We start from the raw sequence: 15478 nt of genomic DNA, 5'->3' as shown, positions 1-15478 counted from the left end.
CGGAGTCGGGGCACGCGCTCGTCGGCCGGGGCGGCCGCGGTGATCCGGAGGCGCGCTGACGCCACGAACGCCTGCGTCTGCCGAGGCGTCAGGCCGGGGCGGCCGAGCGTGGCCGGCAGGACGCCTCCGGCGTTGCGGTGCCTGGGGTGGGTGCCGAGCCAGTCGAGTGCCAGGTCGGCCGTCGCCGGGCCGGGGCGGCCGTCGTTCGGGTCGGCTTCGGGGCGTGCGAGCAGCAGTTCCAGGATCCGGCCGGCGGAGCCCGCGTCGGCCCGGTCCGCCGGTCAGGCCCACGTCCGGGCACAGCCTGTTCGGCCCGGCCGGGATCGAGGTGGGGGCGCCTTCGCCCCCACGCCCCGTCGAGGCCACCGCCCGCGTGATGCGGAGGGAAGCGCTCCGCCGAACCCGGAGGTGCCGGCGTGTGCCGCTGTGCGAAGCTGAGCGGGTGACCGCCCTGGAGGATCTGAGACGGCTGCGGCGGGTGCGCGACCGCATGGACCGCGAGTACGCCGAGCCGCTCGACATGACCGAGCTGGCCCGTGACGCCCTGATGTCCCCGGGCCACTTCCAGCGCAGCTTCCGCAAGGCGTTCGGGGAGACGCCGTACGGCTACCTGATGACCCGGCGCATCGAGCGGGCCAAGGTGCTGCTGCGCCGGGGCGATCTGAGCGTGACCGAGGTGTGCCTCGCCGTCGGCTGCACCTCCCTCGGCTCCTTCAGCTCCCGCTTCACCGAGCTGGTCGGCGAGACGCCGAGCGCCTACCGTGCCCGCGACCACGAGGAGAGCGCGGTGATCCCGCCCTGTGTGGCCCGCCGGCTGACCCGGCCGCGCCGCCGCCCGTACTGAGGCGCGACGCGCCCGCCGGCCCTAGGGTGAGTCCATGGACGTGAAACTCGCGCAGTGCTTCCTCGCGGTGGACGACCACGACAAGGCCATCGCCTTCTACCGCGATGTGCTCGGCCTGGAGATCCGCAACGACGTCGGCTTCGAGGGAATGCGCTGGGTGACCCTGGGCTCCCCGCTCCAGCCGGACGTCGAGATCGTCCTGGAGCCGCCGGACGCGAGCCCGGACGCCTCCCCCACGGACAAGCAGGCACTCAACGAACTCCTCGCCAAGGGCCTGCTGCGCGGGGTCATCTTCACCACGCCCGACTGCGACGCGCTGTACGAGCGGGTGCGGGAGTCCGGCGCCGACGTCCTCCAGGAGCCGATGGACCAGCCGTACGGGGTCCGCGACTGCGCCTTCCGGGACCCCGCGGGCAACCAGCTCCGCTTCATCGAACGCCCCGCCGGCTGAACTCCCGTTCGCACGGCCCGCCTACACTCCCCGGATGACGATCCGCTGGACCCACGCCTTCGCCGACCGCCCCGCCGCGCGCCTCGGCGAGGCCTGCGCCTTCTGGACGGCCGTCACCGGTACCCGGCTGTCCGCGTTCCGGGGCGACGACGGCGAGTTCGTGACGCTGCTGCCCGAGGGGACGGACCCGAGCGTGAAGCTCCAGGGGGTCACCGGGGGCGACGGCGGCGCCCATCTCGACCTGTGCGCCGAGGACGTACGGGAGGTGGTCGCGCTCGCCCGGCGACTCGGCGCCGGCCTCGTGGCGGACCACGGCGACTGGGCCGTACTGTGCTCTCCCGCCGGGCAGTTGTTCTGCGCCGTGCCCTGGCAGGGGGAGGCGGTACGGCCGCCGGTGGTGTCCGGCAGCCGCCTGGACCAGGTGTGCCTCGACATCCCGCCGTCCCGGTACGACGCCGAGTCCGCGTTCTGGGCCGGGCTGACCGGGTGGGAGCAAGTGGCGGGGTCGCGGCCGGAGTTCACGGTGCTGCGACCGCCGACGGGCTTCCCGGTGCGGCTGCTGCTCCAGCGGCTGGACGAGGAGCGCCCGGCCTCCGCCCACCTGGACCTGGCCTGTGCGGACATCGCGGCCGTCCGCGTACGGCACGAGGAGCTGGGCGCCGTGGCCGTGCGTGAGGGCGCCCACTGGACGGTGATGCGCGACCCGGCCGGCGGCACGTACTGCCTGACCGGCCGCGACCCGGAGACGGGCGGGCTGCCGGCCGGCGCCCGCGTCGGGTAGCCCCGCGGAGCCGTCGGGGGACCCGCGTCCGCGTCAGCCCCAGGTCTCCACGTCCACCACTGCCTCGACGGGTACGGGTCCGTACACGTGCGGGAACTCCTCCCCGCCCGGCTCGACGGACTCGTACTTCACCGGCGCCCCGACCCGGGCCGGATCCACCACGAGGACGACCAGCTCGTCGGGGCCGTCGTAGCCGCCGTAGAGAAAGCCGGCGACGCGCGGGAGCTGGTCACGGGTGGAGAAGTGGATGAAGCCCTCCTCCTGGAGGGTGCGGCCCCGGGTGGAGAGCTCATAGGCACCGCGTTCGCGCGCCGCCTCCCACAGGGAGCGCTCGGTGATGTGGAGGATGTACGGAAGTTTCGGCATGCGCCCACGCTACGGCGTCCCCCCGGCCGCCTCCGTGACGGGCGGCCCGGCTCAGACGGCGCTGTTCCCGGCGCCCGCCGCCGACGGGTCCTCCGGGCCGCTCCCGCCCGGCCCGGCCGGCGCACCGGCGGACCGGTCGTCGTGGGCGGGCCTGCCCGGCTCGGCGGGCTGGTCGGTCGCGTCGTACCTCGCGCAGTCCGGGTTGCGGCACGGGCCGGGGCCCCAGACCGGCACCCAGGCGCCCAGGGTCTTGTGCCGCTTGACGACCGTCTCGACGGCCTGTCCGCAGGCGGGACAGACGCGTGCGTCGCTGTCCATGCCCTCAGGGTAGGCCGGCGGCGGTCTCGGCGCTTTCCCGCCGTACGTCCGCACCGGTGCGCCGTTGCCGACGGTGCGCGGCTTCCCCGGTCTGTCCGGGACAGGGCGGGGCCCCGCACACTGTGGGGATGTGCGGGGCGCCGCCGGGCCGGAGCCCCCGGGGTCCGTGCGGGGTCAGGAGCCGCACGGGCCGGGGACTCCGGGTTCTTCTCGGCCGCCGGGACGGGCGGCCTCAGCTGGTGCGCCGGGTGACGAACTCGGCCAGGGCGAGCAGCCCGCCCGCCGCCTCGGGATCGGGGACCGCGCGGGCCAGCTCCTGCATGGCCCGGGCCATCCGGTCGGCCGCCTCGGCCTGCGCCCAGTCCCGGCCGCCGGCCCGCTCCACCGCCAGTGCCGTGCGCGCGATCTCCCCGGCCGCCGCCTCCTGCCCCGGGTACGGCTTCCCGTACAGCGCGGCGAGTTCGGCCGCCGCCGGGGTGCCGGAGGTCAGCGCCGCCACCACCGGCAGGGACTTCTTGCGGGCGGCGAGATCCGCGCCGGCCGGCTTGCCGGTGTGCCGCGGGTCCCCCCATATGCCGATGACGTCGTCGATCAGCTGGAAGGCGAGCCCGGCCTGGCGGCCGAAGCCGTCCAGCGCCGCCACCTCCTCCTCGCCCGCGCCCGCGTACAGCGCGCCGAGGGCGCATGCGCAGCCCAGCAGGGCACCGGTCTTCGCCTCGGCCATGGCGAGCACCTCCTCCAGGGTGACCGCCTCCGGTGCGCGCTGCTCCAGCCGCGTGTCGGCGTGCTGGCCCTCGCACAGCTCCACGACACAGGCCGCGAGCCGGGCCGCGGCCGGGGCGGAGGCCGGGTGCGGATCCTCGGCGAGCAGCCGCAGGGCCAGCGCCTGGAGGGCGTTGCCGGCGAGGATCGCGTCGGTGTCGCCGAACACGGTCCAGACCGTCGGCCGGTGCCGGCGGGTGCTGTCCCGGTCCATCACATCGTCGTGCACCAGGGTGAAGTTGTGGACCAGTTCGACCGCCGCTGCCGCCCGCACGGCCGCCGTCCGGGCCGCCGGCCCGCCGAGCGCGGCGGCGGCCGCCAGCACCAGCGCCGGCCTGATCGCCTTGCCCGCGTTGCCCTCCGCCGGGCTGCCGTCGGCGTGCTGCCAGCCGAAGTGGTACAGCCCGATCCGGCGCATGGCAGCGGGCAGCGACTCCACGGCCGCGCGCAGCTCCGGGTCGACCAGCGCCCGGGTGCGCTCCAGCTGTACCGCCGCCTCCTGCGCGTCGAGCGGGCCGCCGGTGTCCCCGGTCTGCTCCCGCGGCTCCTCCGCCGTGCCGGGACGCAGCACACCGGAGGAACGCTCCTCGGTCTCGGTCATGAACTCGGCCATGCCTCCCCCTCGCCAGGCCCACGGAGGCCGGCGCCACCGGCCCCGCCGGACGCGTACCCCGAGGGCCTACCCGCGCCGGCGGCCGGGGACACGGCCACCACGTGCGCAGACGTCACCTCCACCGGCCGATCTCGACGTTCTCCAGCACGCCGAGCGCATCGGGCACCAGGACGGCGGCCGAGTAGTACGCCGTCACCAGGTACTTGATGACGGCCTGTTCGTTGATCCCCATGAACCGGACCGACAGGCTCGGCTCGATCTCGTCCGGGATGCCGGACTGCCTGAGGCCGACGACACCCTGGTCGGCCTCGCCGGTGCGCATCGCGATGATGGAGGTCGTACGGGCCTCGCTGATCGGGATCTTGTTGCACGGGTAGATCGGGACCCCGCGCCAGGTGGGGATGCGGTTGCCGGCGATGTCGATGGTCTCCGGGACCAGCCCGCGCTTGTTCAGCTCCCGGCCGATCGCGGCGATCGCGCGCGGGTGGGCCAGGAGCAGCTTGGTGCCCCGGCGGCGGCTGAGCAGCTCGTCCAGGTCGTCCGGGCCGGGTACGCCGTCGTGCGGCTGGATCCGCTGGTCGTACTCGCAGTTGCTGAGCAGGCCGAACTCCGGATTGTTGACCAGCTCGTGCTCCTGGCGCTCCTTCAGCGCCTCGACCGTGAGCCGCAGCTGCTGCTCCGTCTGGTTCATCGGCTGGTTGTACAGGTCGGCCACGCGCGTGTGGATGCGCAACACGGTCTGGGCGATGCTGAGTTCGTACTCGCGGGGCCGCGGCTCGTAGTCCACGAAGGTGTGCGGGATGTCGGGCTCGCCGGAGTGGCCGGCCGCCAGCGCGACCTCCTTCTCCCCGTACCTGTTGGTCCGCTGCTCGGGGATCGAGCGCAGCCGTTCCAGGTGAGCGCGCAGCGAGTCGGAGCGCTCGGCGACCTGCTGGAAGTCCTGGCGGCTGAGGATCAGCACCGTGGTCGAGGTGTCCGCGCGGACGGTGTACTCCCAGATCGCCTCCGGGTCGAGCAGCGCCTGGTCGCCGAAGTAGGCGCCGTCGGCGAGGACCCCGAGGACGGCGTCGTCGCCGTAGGGACCCGTGCCGACCTTCTCCACCCGGCCGTGGGCGAGCAGGTAGACCTCGTCCGCCTGGTTGCCGAAGTCGGCGATCACCTCACCGGCCGCGAAGTCGCGCTGCCGGCAGCGCCGGGCCAGCTCCGTCAGCACCTCCTCGTCCTCGTAGGACCGCAGGGCCGGCAGCTCGCCCAGTTCGTTCGGGACGACCTCCACCTGGTTGCCGGTCTTCACGAAGGTGATCCGGCCGTCGCCGACGGCGTACGTGAGGCGCCGGTTCACCCGGTACGTGCCGCCCTGGAGGTCCACCCAGGGAAGCGTGCGCAGCAGCCAGCGGGAGCTGATCTCCTGCATCTGCGGAACGGACTTGGTGGTGGTGGCCAGGTTCCGCGCGGCCGCCGTCCCGAGGGACTGCTGCGGCTTGCCCTGATCCGTGCGGACCTCTTCGCCTACCGACATAAAGAAATGCCTCCCCATGTATGCCCGGTGCCCGAGCGCACGGGCACCGGTCTCGCATTCGAGCGTTCCAGCACGCAGCGTGGGCGCGCCATTACCCGAAAGAGCGGGAATGGATCATCGGATCACCGGGCACAAAGAGGGATCCCGTCCGCCCGCGCGGCGCCCGCGGGCTGTCCGGATCGGCTCGCACACCGTCCGAACGATGTGTCCGGGAGGTCCGGTTTCGGTAGAACCAGGCCGGACATCCGGCCGCGACCGGCGGCCGGACGCACGGCACGAAGGAGTCGGACATGGCCCCACCCATGTCGGCGAACGGATTCCTGGACGCGCTCAGGGCGGAGGGCGTCACGGTCGTCGAGGTCGGCGACTGGCAGCACCACAACCGCAATCACAAGGGGCCCTGGGGGCCGGTGCACGGTGTGGTGATCCACCACACGGTGACCCGGGGCAGCGCCCGGACGGTGGAGCTGTGCCGCGACGGCACCGCGGACCTGCCGGGGCCGCTGTGCCACGGTGTGATCACCAAGGACGGCAGGGTCCACCTCGTCGGCTACGGCCGCGCCAACCACGCCGGGCTCGGGGACGACGACGTGCTGCGCGCGGTGATCGCCGAGAAGCGGCTGCCGCCGGACAACGAGGCGAACACCGACGGCAACCGGCACTTCTACGGCTTCGAGTGCGAGAACCTCGGCGACGGGGAGGACCCGTGGCCACCGGAACAGCTGGAGGCGGTCGAACGGGTCGCCGCGGCAGTGTGCCGGCACCACGGCTGGACGGAGCGGTCGGTCATCGGCCACCTGGAGTGGCAGCCGGGGAAGGTGGATCCGCGCGGCTTCTCGATGGCGTGGCTGCGGGAGCGGGTGAGGGAGCGGCTGAAGGATTAGCGCCGTGGGGCGGGCCCCGTACGTCCGTCCGCTGCCGGGGCGGGCGGGCGGCCCCGTCCCCGCCCGCCCCCGCACCGGGCGACAATGAAGCGGTGACCAGCCCGGACCTGCTCGACCCCCGCCTGCCCTCCCCCCTGCACGACATACGTGACGACCGGTTCGAACGCCGAGGGCTCCGGCTGCTGCTCAAGCGCGACGACCTCGTCCACCCCCACCTCGTCGGCAACAAGTGGCGCAAGCTCGTGCCGAACCTCGCGGCGGCGTCCGGCCGTCCGCTGGTCACCTTCGGCGGGGCCTACTCCAACCACCTGCGGGCCACCGCCGCCGCGGGCCGTCTGCTGGGCCTGCCGACCACGGGCGTGGTCCGCGGCCAGGAGCTGGCCGGCCGCCCGCTCAACCCGTCCCTGGCCCGGTGCGCGGCCGACGGCATGCGGCTGCACTTCGTCGACAGATCGACATACCGCGGCAAGACCGAGCCGGAGACCCTGGCCCGGATCCTGCGCGCGGCCGGAGCCGAGGACGCGTACGTCGTACCCGAGGGCGGCAGCAACGCCGAAGCGGTCCGCGGCTGTCTCGCCCTCGGCGCGGAACTGCGCGGCCACGCCGACGTCGTCGCGGTCGCCTGCGGCACCGGCGGCACCCTCGCGGGCCTCGCCGCCGGGCTGGCGGCCGGGCAGCGCGCGCTCGGTATACCGGTGCTGAAGGGCGGCTTCCTGGAAGCCGACGTACGGGCCCTGCAGGAACGTGCCTTCGGCGCCCGCAGCGGCACCTGGTCCCTGGACGACCGCTTCCACTGCGGGGGGTACGCGCGTACGACCCCGGACCTGGAGGCGTTCGCACAGGACTTCGAGCAGCGCCACGGGCTGCCCGTGGAACGTCTCTATGTCGCCAAGTTGCTGTACGGGCTCGCCGCTCTGGCGCAGGAGGGCGCCTTCGCGCGCGGGACGACGATCGCCGCCGTCGTCACGGGACGGCCGTTCCCGGAGCCCGGGACGGCGGCCCCGGAACGCTAACCGGCCTCCCGGTAGGCCGCCGCTTCCTCCAGGTCCAGGCGTCGCAGCAGCGCACGCAGCATCTCGTCGTCGATGTAGCGCAGGTCGCGCAGCCTGACGAAGACCTCGCGCTCGGCGCCGATCATCTCGCGGGACAGCCGGCGGTAGGTGTCGTCCACGGACTCGCCGGTGACCGGGTTGACCTGGCCGAGCCGTTCCCAGACGGCGTTGCGGCGGCGCTCCAGGACCGTGCGCAGCCGGTCGGCGAGCGGCGGCGGCAGGGCGTTGCGTTCGTCGGACAGCAGTTCGTCGAGCCGGGCCTCGGCGGCCCGCGAGGCCTGTGCCTGGGCGTTGGCCTCGGCGAGCGTCTCGGCCTGCCGGTCGCGGCCGGGGAACCTCAGCAGCCGGATCAGCGGCGGCAGCGTCACGCCCTGGACGACGAGGGTGCCGATGACGGTGGTGAAGGTCAGGAAGAGGATCAGGTTGCGGGGGCCGTCGGCCATGGTCGACGGGATGGCGAAGGCGATGGCCAGCGAGACGACACCGCGCATCCCGGCCCAGGAGGTGACCATCGCGCCCCGCCAGGTGGGGTTCTCCTCGCGCTCCCTGATGCGCGCGGACAGCAGTCTGGGCAGGAAGGTGGCCGGGTAGACCCAGACGAACCGGGCCACCACCACGACCACGAAGACGGCGACCGCGTACCAGACGGCGGAGCTGCCCTCGTACTCGCCGAGCCGCTTGAGCACGATCGGCAGCTGGAGGCCGATCAGGGCGAACACCGCGGACTCCAGGACGAAGGCGACCATCTTCCACACCGCCTCCTCCTGGAGCCGGGTGGCGAAGTCGACCTCCCACGCGCGGTGACCGAGATAGAGGGCGACGACCACGACCGCGAGCACCCCGGAGGCGTGCGCCTGCTCGGCGACTCCGTAGGCGACGAACGGGATCAGCAGCGACAGCGTGTTCTGCAGCAGGGGCTCGGTCAGGTGGGTGCGCAGCCAGTGCAGGGGCGCCATGAGGACGAGCCCGATGCCGACACCGCCGACCGCGGCGAGCGCGAACTCGCCGATGCCGCCGGCCCAGGTGGCCCCCTCGCCGACGGCGGCGCCGAGGGCCACCTTGTAGGCGGTGATCGCCGTGGCGTCGTTCAGCAGGGACTCGCCCTGGAGGATGGTGGTGATCCGGGAGGGCAGGCCGACCCGGCGCGCGACCGCCGTGGCGGCCACCGCGTCCGGCGGCGCCACCACCGCGCCCAGCACCAGCGCGGCGGGCAGCGACAGCCCGGGGACCAGCAGATACGCGGCCCAGCCGACGACGACGGTCGCGAACAGCACGTAGCCGACCGAGAGCAGCGCCACCGGCCGCAGCTGGGCCCGCAGGTCGAGGTAGGAGCTGTCGCTCGCGGACGTGTACAGCAGCGGGGGCAGCAGCAGCGGCAGGACGACGTGCGGATCGAGGGTGTAGGACGGCACTCCGGGGATGTACGAGACCGCCAGTCCGACCGCGACCAGCAGCAGCGGCGCCGGCGCGGGGGTGCGCCGGGCCGCGGCGGCCACCGCGGCGCTGCCCGCCACCAGCAACAGCAGGGGCATCACGTCCATGGTCCTCGCCCACCCTCGTGTTCCGCGCGGCCACCCGCACACCCGTCGTAATCTGGCAATCATGAAACAGTGCACGCACGCCGACGCGCTGCCGCACCCGGAACCGGAGCCCCTCGACAAGACCTGTCCCGAGTGCCTGCGCGACGGCACGCACCCGGTACAGCTGCGGCTGTGCCTGACCTGTGGCCACGTCGGCTGCTGCGACTCCTCGCCGGGGCGGCACGCGACGGAGCACCACGCGAACTCCGGTCACCCGGTGATGCGGACCTTCGAGCCCGGCGAGGACTGGCGGTGGTGCTTCGTCGACCACGTGCTCGTCTGAGCGTTCCCGTCCGACCGCGTTCTCGTGTGACACTGCATGCGGCGGCTGCCGCACGACGGTTCGAGCGTCTGACGTCTGGGTACGTCAACCCGGCGCGCGCTCTTCCCTTTTGGGCCCGCAAACCCTCTAGACACGGAGCGTATCCACAGCTTTACTGTGAGTGACGCCAGGGGGTTGGGGTCCCGGGACAGAAACGTTCGGAGCGCGATAGCGTCACCGCTTGAACCACGTACGCGTTACCCCGGGGGGCGAACCTTCGGCCCCGTAAAGCTTGTACCACCATGGAGGTGAGGGTGTCCCAGATCGCAGGCGAACCCGCGGCGAACCAGGACTTCGTGGAAGTCCGGCTGCCGGCTGCGGGTGCCTACCTGTCGGTGCTGCGGACGGCCACGGCCGGTCTGGCGGCCCGCTTGGACTTCACCCTGGACGAGATCGAGGACCTGCGCATCGCCGTGGACGAGGCCTGCGCGATCCTGCTCCAGCAGGCCGTGCCCGGCTCGGTGCTCAGCTGTGTCTTCCGGCTCGTCGACGACTCGCTGGAGGTCACCGTGTCGGCGCCGACCACGGACGGCCACGCCCCCTCGCGGGACACTTTCGCCTGGACCGTGCTGTCGGCCCTCGCGGGCAAGGTCTCGTCCGCCGTGGACGAGGACAAGACGGTGTCGATCAGCCTCTACAAACAGCGCGGCGCCGGCCCCGGGCCGGCGTGAGGAACGGGGACGGGCCGGTGCGGGACGAAGAGCGCGGCACGCGTGAGCTGCCGACCGGGGACGGGGGTGCCTCCTGGTCGAGCAGCGCCGAGACCTCCGGGGCGGGCCCCCGGGACGGTTCCCGGCGCATGGCGGACGGCATCGACGGCATCCCCGAGCAGGCCAGGCCGCACCCGGAGGACGACTCCGCGCGGGTCGACGGTGACGGTGCCGGACAGGGCACGCCACCGGAGGCACGCGACGGCGCCGATCCCGGCCGAGCGGGGGCCACGGCTCGGGGAAGGGCTACGGGCGGGACGATGAGCGAGCATGAGCGAGACGCCGAGCAGGAGGCGCTGGGTGCGGAGGCCGTGCGGGCCGTACAGCACGGCCCCCAGGACCGCAGCGGGGCGCGGGCGATGTTCGTGGAACTGCGCAAGCTGAACGCGGGCAGCGCGGAGTACGCGGAGCTGCGTAACCAGCTGGTCCGTATGCACCTGCCGCTCGTGGAGCACCTGGCGCGCCGGTTCCGCAACCGCGGCGAACCGCTGGACGACCTCACCCAGGTCGCCACGATCGGTCTGATCAAGTCCGTCGACCGGTTCGACCCCGAGCGCGGCGTGGAGTTCTCCACGTACGCCACTCCGACCGTGGTCGGCGAGATCAAGCGCCACTTCCGCGACAAGGGCTGGGCGGTCCGGGTGCCGCGCCGGCTGCAGGAGCTGCGGCTGTCGCTGACCACCGCCACGGCCGAGCTGTCCCAGCTGCACGGCCGCTCCCCCACGGTCCACGAGCTGGCCGAGAAGCTCGCCATCTCGGAGGAGGAGGTCCTGGAGGGCCTGGAGTCCGCGAACGCGTACTCCACGCTGTCCCTGGACGTCCCCGACACGGACGACGAGTCGCCGGCGGTCGCCGACACCCTGGGCGCCGAGGACGAGGCGCTGGAGGGCGTGGAGTACCGCGAGTCCCTCAAGCCGCTGCTGGAGGACCTGCCGCCGCGCGAGAAGCGGATCCTGCTGCTGCGTTTCTTCGGGAACATGACCCAGTCGCAGATCGCGCAGGAGGTCGGCATCTCGCAGATGCACGTCTCCCGGCTGCTGGCCCGCACACTGGCCCAGCTGCGGGAGAAGCTCCTCGTCGAGGAGTGAGCGCCGCGCCGGCGGGCCCCGCTCGGGGAAGCCCGCTCGGTGACGGCCCTCCCCGCGGGCGCTACTCGGCCCGGCCCGGTCCCTTGATCCCGAGGGCCCGGGTCGTCTCGCCGTTGACGAGGAGCACCAGCGCCGCCACGGCGACCACCGCGAGGGCGATGCCCGCCGGGATGGCCATGCTGTCGGCCCGGAGCAGGTTGTAGGCCACCGGAAGGGCCATGACCTGGGTGATCACCGCGGGGCCCCGGCTCCAGCCGCGCCGCAGCAGCAGACCGCGCGCGGCGAGCAGCGGCAGCAGCGCGAGCACGGCCAGGGTGATCCCGAGGGTGACGGCCTGCTGCCGGTCGTCCGGGGCGCCGGTCAGTCCGAGGACGAGCACCCACAGGCCGCCGGCCAGCAGGGCGGTGCCCTCCAGCGCGGCCAGCGCCGCCGCGTACGTCAGCCGGCGCGGGCGCGGCTCCGCGGCCGCGGCGGCTTCGGCGGTGTCCGGGGCGGGGTTCTGCTGACTGCTCACCCCAGCAGGGTAGCCCTCCTGCGCGGGCGCACCGCGGCGCCCCGCGCCCCCGAGTGTGCAGGCTCACGCCCGGTCTCTTACCGGATCCCTACCTCGGGCTGGGCCCTGTACCCCCCAGTAGGTACGCTGCCATGCATGCGTGCACTCCTCGTGGTCAATCCGGCGGCAACCACCACAAGCGCACGCAGGCGTGATGTGCTGATCCACGCGCTGGCGAGCGAGATGAAGCTGGAGGCGGTCACCACCGAGTACCGCGGCCACGCCCGCGATCTTGGCCGACAGGCGGCGGAGAGCGACGACATCGACCTGGTGGTGGCCCTCGGCGGCGACGGCACGGTCAACGAGGTCGTCAACGGCCTCCTGCACGCCGGTCCCGACCCCGACCGCCTCCCCGGTCTCGCCGTCGTCCCCGGCGGTTCCACGAACGTCTTCGCCCGCGCCCTGGGCCTGCCCAACGACCCCGTCGAGGCCACCGGCGCCCTGCTGGACGCGCTCCGGGAGGGCAGCGAGCGGGTCGTCGGCCTCGGGCTGACCTCGGGCACGCCGGGCACCGAGGACGAGGCGGTGCCGGCCCGCTGGTTCACGTTCAACGCCGGGCTCGGCTTCGACGCGGGCGTGGTGGGCCGGGTCGAGCAGCAGCGCGAGCGCGGGAAGAAGTCGACGCACGCGCTGTACGTCCGGCAGGTGATCCGGCAGTTCCTCGGCGAGCCGAACCGCCGGCACGGCACGATCACGCTCGAACGGCCCGGCGCGGACCCCGTCGGGGATCTCGTCGTCGCCATAGTCTCGAACACGTCCCCGTGGACGTATCTCGGTAATCGCCCGATGTATACGTCACCTAAGGCCTCGTTCGACACCGGCATCGACGTACTCGGTCTCAGCCGCCTGTCGACCGCCGCTGTTGCCCGGTATGGCACCCAGTTGCTCACTTCGTCCCCCGAGCGGGGCCCACACGGGAAGCACGCCCTGTCCCTGCACGATCTGGACCAGTTCACCTTGCATTCGAAGGCGCCTCTGCCTCTGCAGATGGACGGTGACCACCTGGGGCTGCGTACGAGCGTGACGTTCACAGGCGTACGCCGTGCACTGCGTGTGATTGTGTGAGCGGAACGGCCGAAAGTCCTTTCACTCGAACGTTTAGGCCAGGATCCACCCCATGGAAGTACGGCTGTGACCTAGTCGACACCGAGGAATCAAAAAAAACTTTCCGGAAGGGGTTGTATCCGCCGCTGAGGTTTGCGAGTCTCTACGTGGCGATCGGGACGGCCCGCAACACCGGCCTCCACTGATCACCGGAACCCCTCTACAAACACAGGACCACGCCGGGTGAAGACTCGGCGGTCGGCCCTTCACTTGTTGAGGGATTCGTGAAAGCGTTCACATTCACAAGCAACTTGCACGTAATACCAAGGAGAGGTAGCAGCCATGGACTGGCGTCACAACGCCGTTTGCCGCGAGGAAGACCCCGAGCTCTTCTTCCCCATCGGCAACACCGGTCCTGCGCTGCTGCAGATCGAGGAAGCCAAGGCCGTCTGCCGTCGCTGCCCGGTGATCGAGCAGTGTCTGCAGTGGGCGCTCGAGTCCGGCCAGGACTCCGGCGTCTGGGGTGGTCTCAGCGAGGACGAGCGCCGCGCCATGAAGCGCCGCGCCGCTCGCAACCGGGCTCGTCAGGCCTCCGCCTGACACACCCACCCCTGCTGACAGCCTGAGCTTGGCGGCGCGCACAGCACGTACGCATCTCCCGCCCCCGAGCCGCAGCGCGCAGTTCATCAACGAGCATCAGCCTCGGACCAACGGTGGTCCGGGGCTTTTTGCTGTGCCCGCTCTCCGGTGAGCCCGTCGGCTCACTTCTGTGCGCGCACCGGGATGTCGAGGATCACCCGGGTCCCCCGCTCCGGCGCCGGCACCATGTCGAACGTGCCGCCCAACTCGCCCTCCACCAGCGTCCGTACGATCTGCAGGCCGAGGTTGCCCGAGCGGTGCGGGTCGAAGCCCTCGGGCAGGCCGACGCCGTCGTCCTGGACGGTGACCAGCAGCCGGGCCTCCTTGGTGGTGCCGCCCCGGACCGCCGAGACCTCGACCGTGCCGGTGTCGCCCTCGCGGAAGCCGTGCTCCAGGGCGTTCTGCAGGATCTCGGTGAGGACCATGGACAGCGGGGTGGCGACCTCAGCGTCGAGTATGCCGAACCGTCCGCTGCGCCGGCCGGTCACCTTGCCCGGCGAGATCTCGGCGACCATGGCGAGCACCCGGTCGGCGATGTCGTCGAACTCCACCCGCTCGTCCAGGTTCTGAGACAGCGTCTCATGCACGATGGCGATGGAGCCGACCCGGCGGACCGCCTCCTCCAGCGCCTCCCGGCCGCGCTCGGAGTCGATGCGCCGGGCCTGGAGCCGGAGCAGCGCGGCGACCGTCTGGAGGTTGTTCTTCACCCGGTGGTGGATCTCCCGGATGGTGGCGTCCTTGGTGATCAGCTCGCGTTCGCGGCGGCGCAGCTCGGTGACGTCCCGGAGCAGCACCAGCGAACCGATGCGCGTCCCCTTGGGCTTGAGCGGGATGGCCCGGAACTGGATGACGCCGTCGTGGGCCTCGATCTCGAACTCGCGCGGCGCCCAGCCGCTGGCCACCTTGGCGAGCGCCTCGTCCACCGGCCCCCTGGTCGGGGCGAGTTCGGCGGTGGTCTGCCCGAGGTGGTGGCCGACCAGGTCGGCGGCGAGGCCGAGACGGTGGTAGGCGGACAGGGCGTTCGGGGAGGCGTACTGGACGATGCCGTCCGCGTCCAGCCGGATCAGGCCGTCGCCGACGCGCGGGGAGGCGTCCATGTCGACCTGCTGGTCGGGGAACGGGAAGGAGCCGGCCGCGATCATCTGCGCCAGGTCGGAGGCGCTCTGGAGGTAGGTCAGCTCCAGGCGGCTCGGGGTGCGCACGGTGAGCAGGTTGGTGTTCCGGGCGATCACGCCGAGGACGCGGCCCTCACGCCGTACGGGGATGGACTCGACCCGTACGGGGACCTCCTCGCGCCACTCCGGGTCGCCCTCGCGCACGATCCGGCCCTCGTCCAGGGCCGCGTCCAGCATGGGCCGCCGGCCGCGCGGGACGAGGTGGCCGACCATGTCGTCCTGGTAGGAGGTCGGGCCGGTGTTGGGCCGCATCTGGGCGACCGAGACGTACCGGGTGCCGTCCCGGGTGGGGACCCACAGCACCAGGTCGGCGAAGGAGAGGTCGGAGAGCAGCTGCCACTCCGAGACCAGCAGGTGGAGCCACTCGAGGTCGGAGTCGTCGAGGGCGGTGTGCTGGCGTACGAGTTCGTTCATGGAGGGCACGTCTGCGAGCGTACCCGGGGCCTCGCGGGTGGCCGAAAAACACCCGCGGGCCGCGGCGCCTGGAAGGGACCCTCAACCCTCCCGGCACCGCAGCCCGGAGCATCATCGGCCGTGGGGTGTGCGGTCCCGGTCGGCCGAAGGCCGAGGAGCCGGGGCAGTCAGGGCAGAGAGCTCCGGTTCCTCGATCCGCCTTCCTGTGCGGGGAAGACGGAGGCTTGTCGTACTCGATTGTGGACTAGACCACGATGGCGTGTCCATGGTGTGGAGGCGCCCCGCACGGTGGGAGCAACGGCACGCGATGCCACGCAGCCTAGCCCGCCCGGGTCAATCATGGGGCCAGATGGCCATGGCAAT

General features: G+C 72.6%; 17 protein-coding genes. 10 read left to right on the top strand and 7 right to left on the bottom strand.

The features are described 5' to 3' along the window. Positions 1–442 precede the first annotated feature (442 nt). Genes S1361_RS26070 through S1361_RS26060 form a run of 3 tightly spaced genes read left to right on the top strand, consistent with a single transcriptional unit; the run spans position 443 to position 2076 of the window. The gene (locus S1361_RS26070; protein ID WP_243769299.1) at positions 443–844 is read left to right on the top strand and encodes a helix-turn-helix transcriptional regulator; all 402 of its coding nucleotides are present in this window, start codon (positions 443–445) and stop codon (positions 842–844) included. 34 nt (positions 845–878) lie between these two features. Beyond that, the gene (locus S1361_RS26065; RefSeq protein WP_208034217.1) at positions 879–1295 is read left to right on the top strand and encodes a VOC family protein; all 417 of its coding nucleotides are present in this window, start codon (positions 879–881) and stop codon (positions 1293–1295) included. A gap of 34 nt (positions 1296–1329) precedes the next feature. Continuing rightward, positions 1330–2076 carry a VOC family protein gene (locus S1361_RS26060; protein WP_208034215.1) on the top strand — a complete coding sequence of 249 codons (747 nt, stop codon included), beginning with the start codon at positions 1330–1332 and terminating at the stop codon, positions 2074–2076. A 33-nt stretch (positions 2077–2109) separates the two neighbouring features. On the opposite strand, the gene S1361_RS26055 is transcribed toward S1361_RS26060, so the two are convergent. The 4 genes from S1361_RS26055 to S1361_RS26040 form a co-directional block, all read right to left on the bottom strand. Next, on the bottom strand, positions 2110–2442 hold the full coding sequence (locus S1361_RS26055) for a DUF952 domain-containing protein (RefSeq protein WP_208034213.1): 333 nt from the start codon (positions 2440–2442) through the stop codon (positions 2110–2112). A 51-nt stretch (positions 2443–2493) separates the two neighbouring features. Then, a complete protein-coding gene (locus S1361_RS26050) occupies positions 2494–2760 on the bottom strand; it encodes an LITAF-like zinc ribbon domain-containing protein (protein ID WP_208034211.1) in 267 nt (88 codons plus the stop codon). A gap of 232 nt (positions 2761–2992) precedes the next feature. Beyond that, positions 2993–4135, bottom strand: a complete 1143-nt coding sequence (locus tag S1361_RS26045; RefSeq protein WP_208034208.1) for a family 2 encapsulin nanocompartment cargo protein polyprenyl transferase — start codon at positions 4133–4135, stop codon at positions 2993–2995. Between the two features lie 112 nt (positions 4136–4247). Further along, positions 4248–5654 (bottom strand): family 2B encapsulin nanocompartment shell protein, encoded by a 1407-nt coding sequence (locus tag S1361_RS26040; protein ID WP_208034206.1) that lies wholly within the window; start codon positions 5652–5654, stop codon positions 4248–4250. A 290-nt stretch (positions 5655–5944) separates the two neighbouring features. Between S1361_RS26040 and S1361_RS26035 the strand changes: the two genes are divergently transcribed. Both S1361_RS26035 and S1361_RS26030 read left to right on the top strand, forming a co-directional pair. After that, on the top strand, positions 5945–6538 hold the full coding sequence (locus S1361_RS26035) for an N-acetylmuramoyl-L-alanine amidase (RefSeq protein WP_208034204.1): 594 nt from the start codon (positions 5945–5947) through the stop codon (positions 6536–6538). Between the two features lie 92 nt (positions 6539–6630). Beyond that, positions 6631–7551, top strand: a complete 921-nt coding sequence (locus tag S1361_RS26030; RefSeq protein WP_208034202.1) for a 1-aminocyclopropane-1-carboxylate deaminase/D-cysteine desulfhydrase — start codon at positions 6631–6633, stop codon at positions 7549–7551. Here S1361_RS26030 and S1361_RS26025 read toward each other — a convergent pair. Next, the gene (locus S1361_RS26025; protein ID WP_208034200.1) at positions 7548–9131 is read right to left on the bottom strand and encodes a Na+/H+ antiporter; all 1584 of its coding nucleotides are present in this window, start codon (positions 9129–9131) and stop codon (positions 7548–7550) included. The genes S1361_RS26030 and S1361_RS26025 overlap by 4 nt on opposite strands. 61 nt (positions 9132–9192) lie before the next feature. Between S1361_RS26025 and S1361_RS26020 the strand changes: the two genes are divergently transcribed. The 3 genes from S1361_RS26020 (at position 9193) to S1361_RS26010 (ending at position 11290) form a co-directional block, all read left to right on the top strand. Then, on the top strand, positions 9193–9453 hold the full coding sequence (locus S1361_RS26020; protein WP_208034198.1) for a UBP-type zinc finger domain-containing protein: 261 nt from the start codon (positions 9193–9195) through the stop codon (positions 9451–9453). A gap of 293 nt (positions 9454–9746) precedes the next feature. Further along, complete coding sequence (locus S1361_RS26015) at positions 9747–10163, top strand: ATP-binding protein (RefSeq protein ID WP_009190566.1); 417 nt, start codon at positions 9747–9749, stop codon at positions 10161–10163. A gap of 17 nt (positions 10164–10180) precedes the next feature. Beyond that, a complete protein-coding gene (locus S1361_RS26010) occupies positions 10181–11290 on the top strand; it encodes an RNA polymerase sigma factor SigF (protein WP_425087302.1) in 1110 nt (369 codons plus the stop codon). 61 nt (positions 11291–11351) lie between these two features. Here the strand turns inward: S1361_RS26010 and S1361_RS26005 are convergent, their stop codons facing one another. Next, positions 11352–11804: a hypothetical protein gene (locus tag S1361_RS26005; protein WP_208034194.1), complete on the bottom strand. Its 453-nt coding sequence runs from the start codon at positions 11802–11804 to the stop codon at positions 11352–11354. 135 nt (positions 11805–11939) lie between these two features. Between S1361_RS26005 and S1361_RS26000 the strand changes: the two genes are divergently transcribed. Both S1361_RS26000 and S1361_RS25995 read left to right on the top strand, forming a co-directional pair. Continuing rightward, a complete protein-coding gene (locus S1361_RS26000; RefSeq protein ID WP_208034186.1) occupies positions 11940–12908 on the top strand; it encodes a diacylglycerol/lipid kinase family protein in 969 nt (322 codons plus the stop codon). Positions 12909–13229: 321 nt separating this feature from the next. Next, on the top strand, positions 13230–13487 hold the full coding sequence (locus S1361_RS25995; protein WP_003992873.1) for a WhiB family transcriptional regulator: 258 nt from the start codon (positions 13230–13232) through the stop codon (positions 13485–13487). Positions 13488–13648: 161 nt separating this feature from the next. Here the strand turns inward: S1361_RS25995 and S1361_RS25990 are convergent, their stop codons facing one another. Beyond that, entirely contained in the window at positions 13649–15124 is a 1476-nt protein-coding gene (locus tag S1361_RS25990; RefSeq protein ID WP_208034184.1) for a sensor histidine kinase, read from the bottom strand. Positions 15125–15478 lie beyond the last annotated feature (354 nt).

The sequence above is a fragment of the Streptomyces cyanogenus genome (assembly GCF_017526105.1).
Classification (GTDB): domain Bacteria; phylum Actinomycetota; class Actinomycetes; order Streptomycetales; family Streptomycetaceae; genus Streptomyces; species Streptomyces cyanogenus.
Note: the sequence above shows the minus strand (reverse complement) of the source record. Positions and strands in the feature narration are given on the sequence as shown.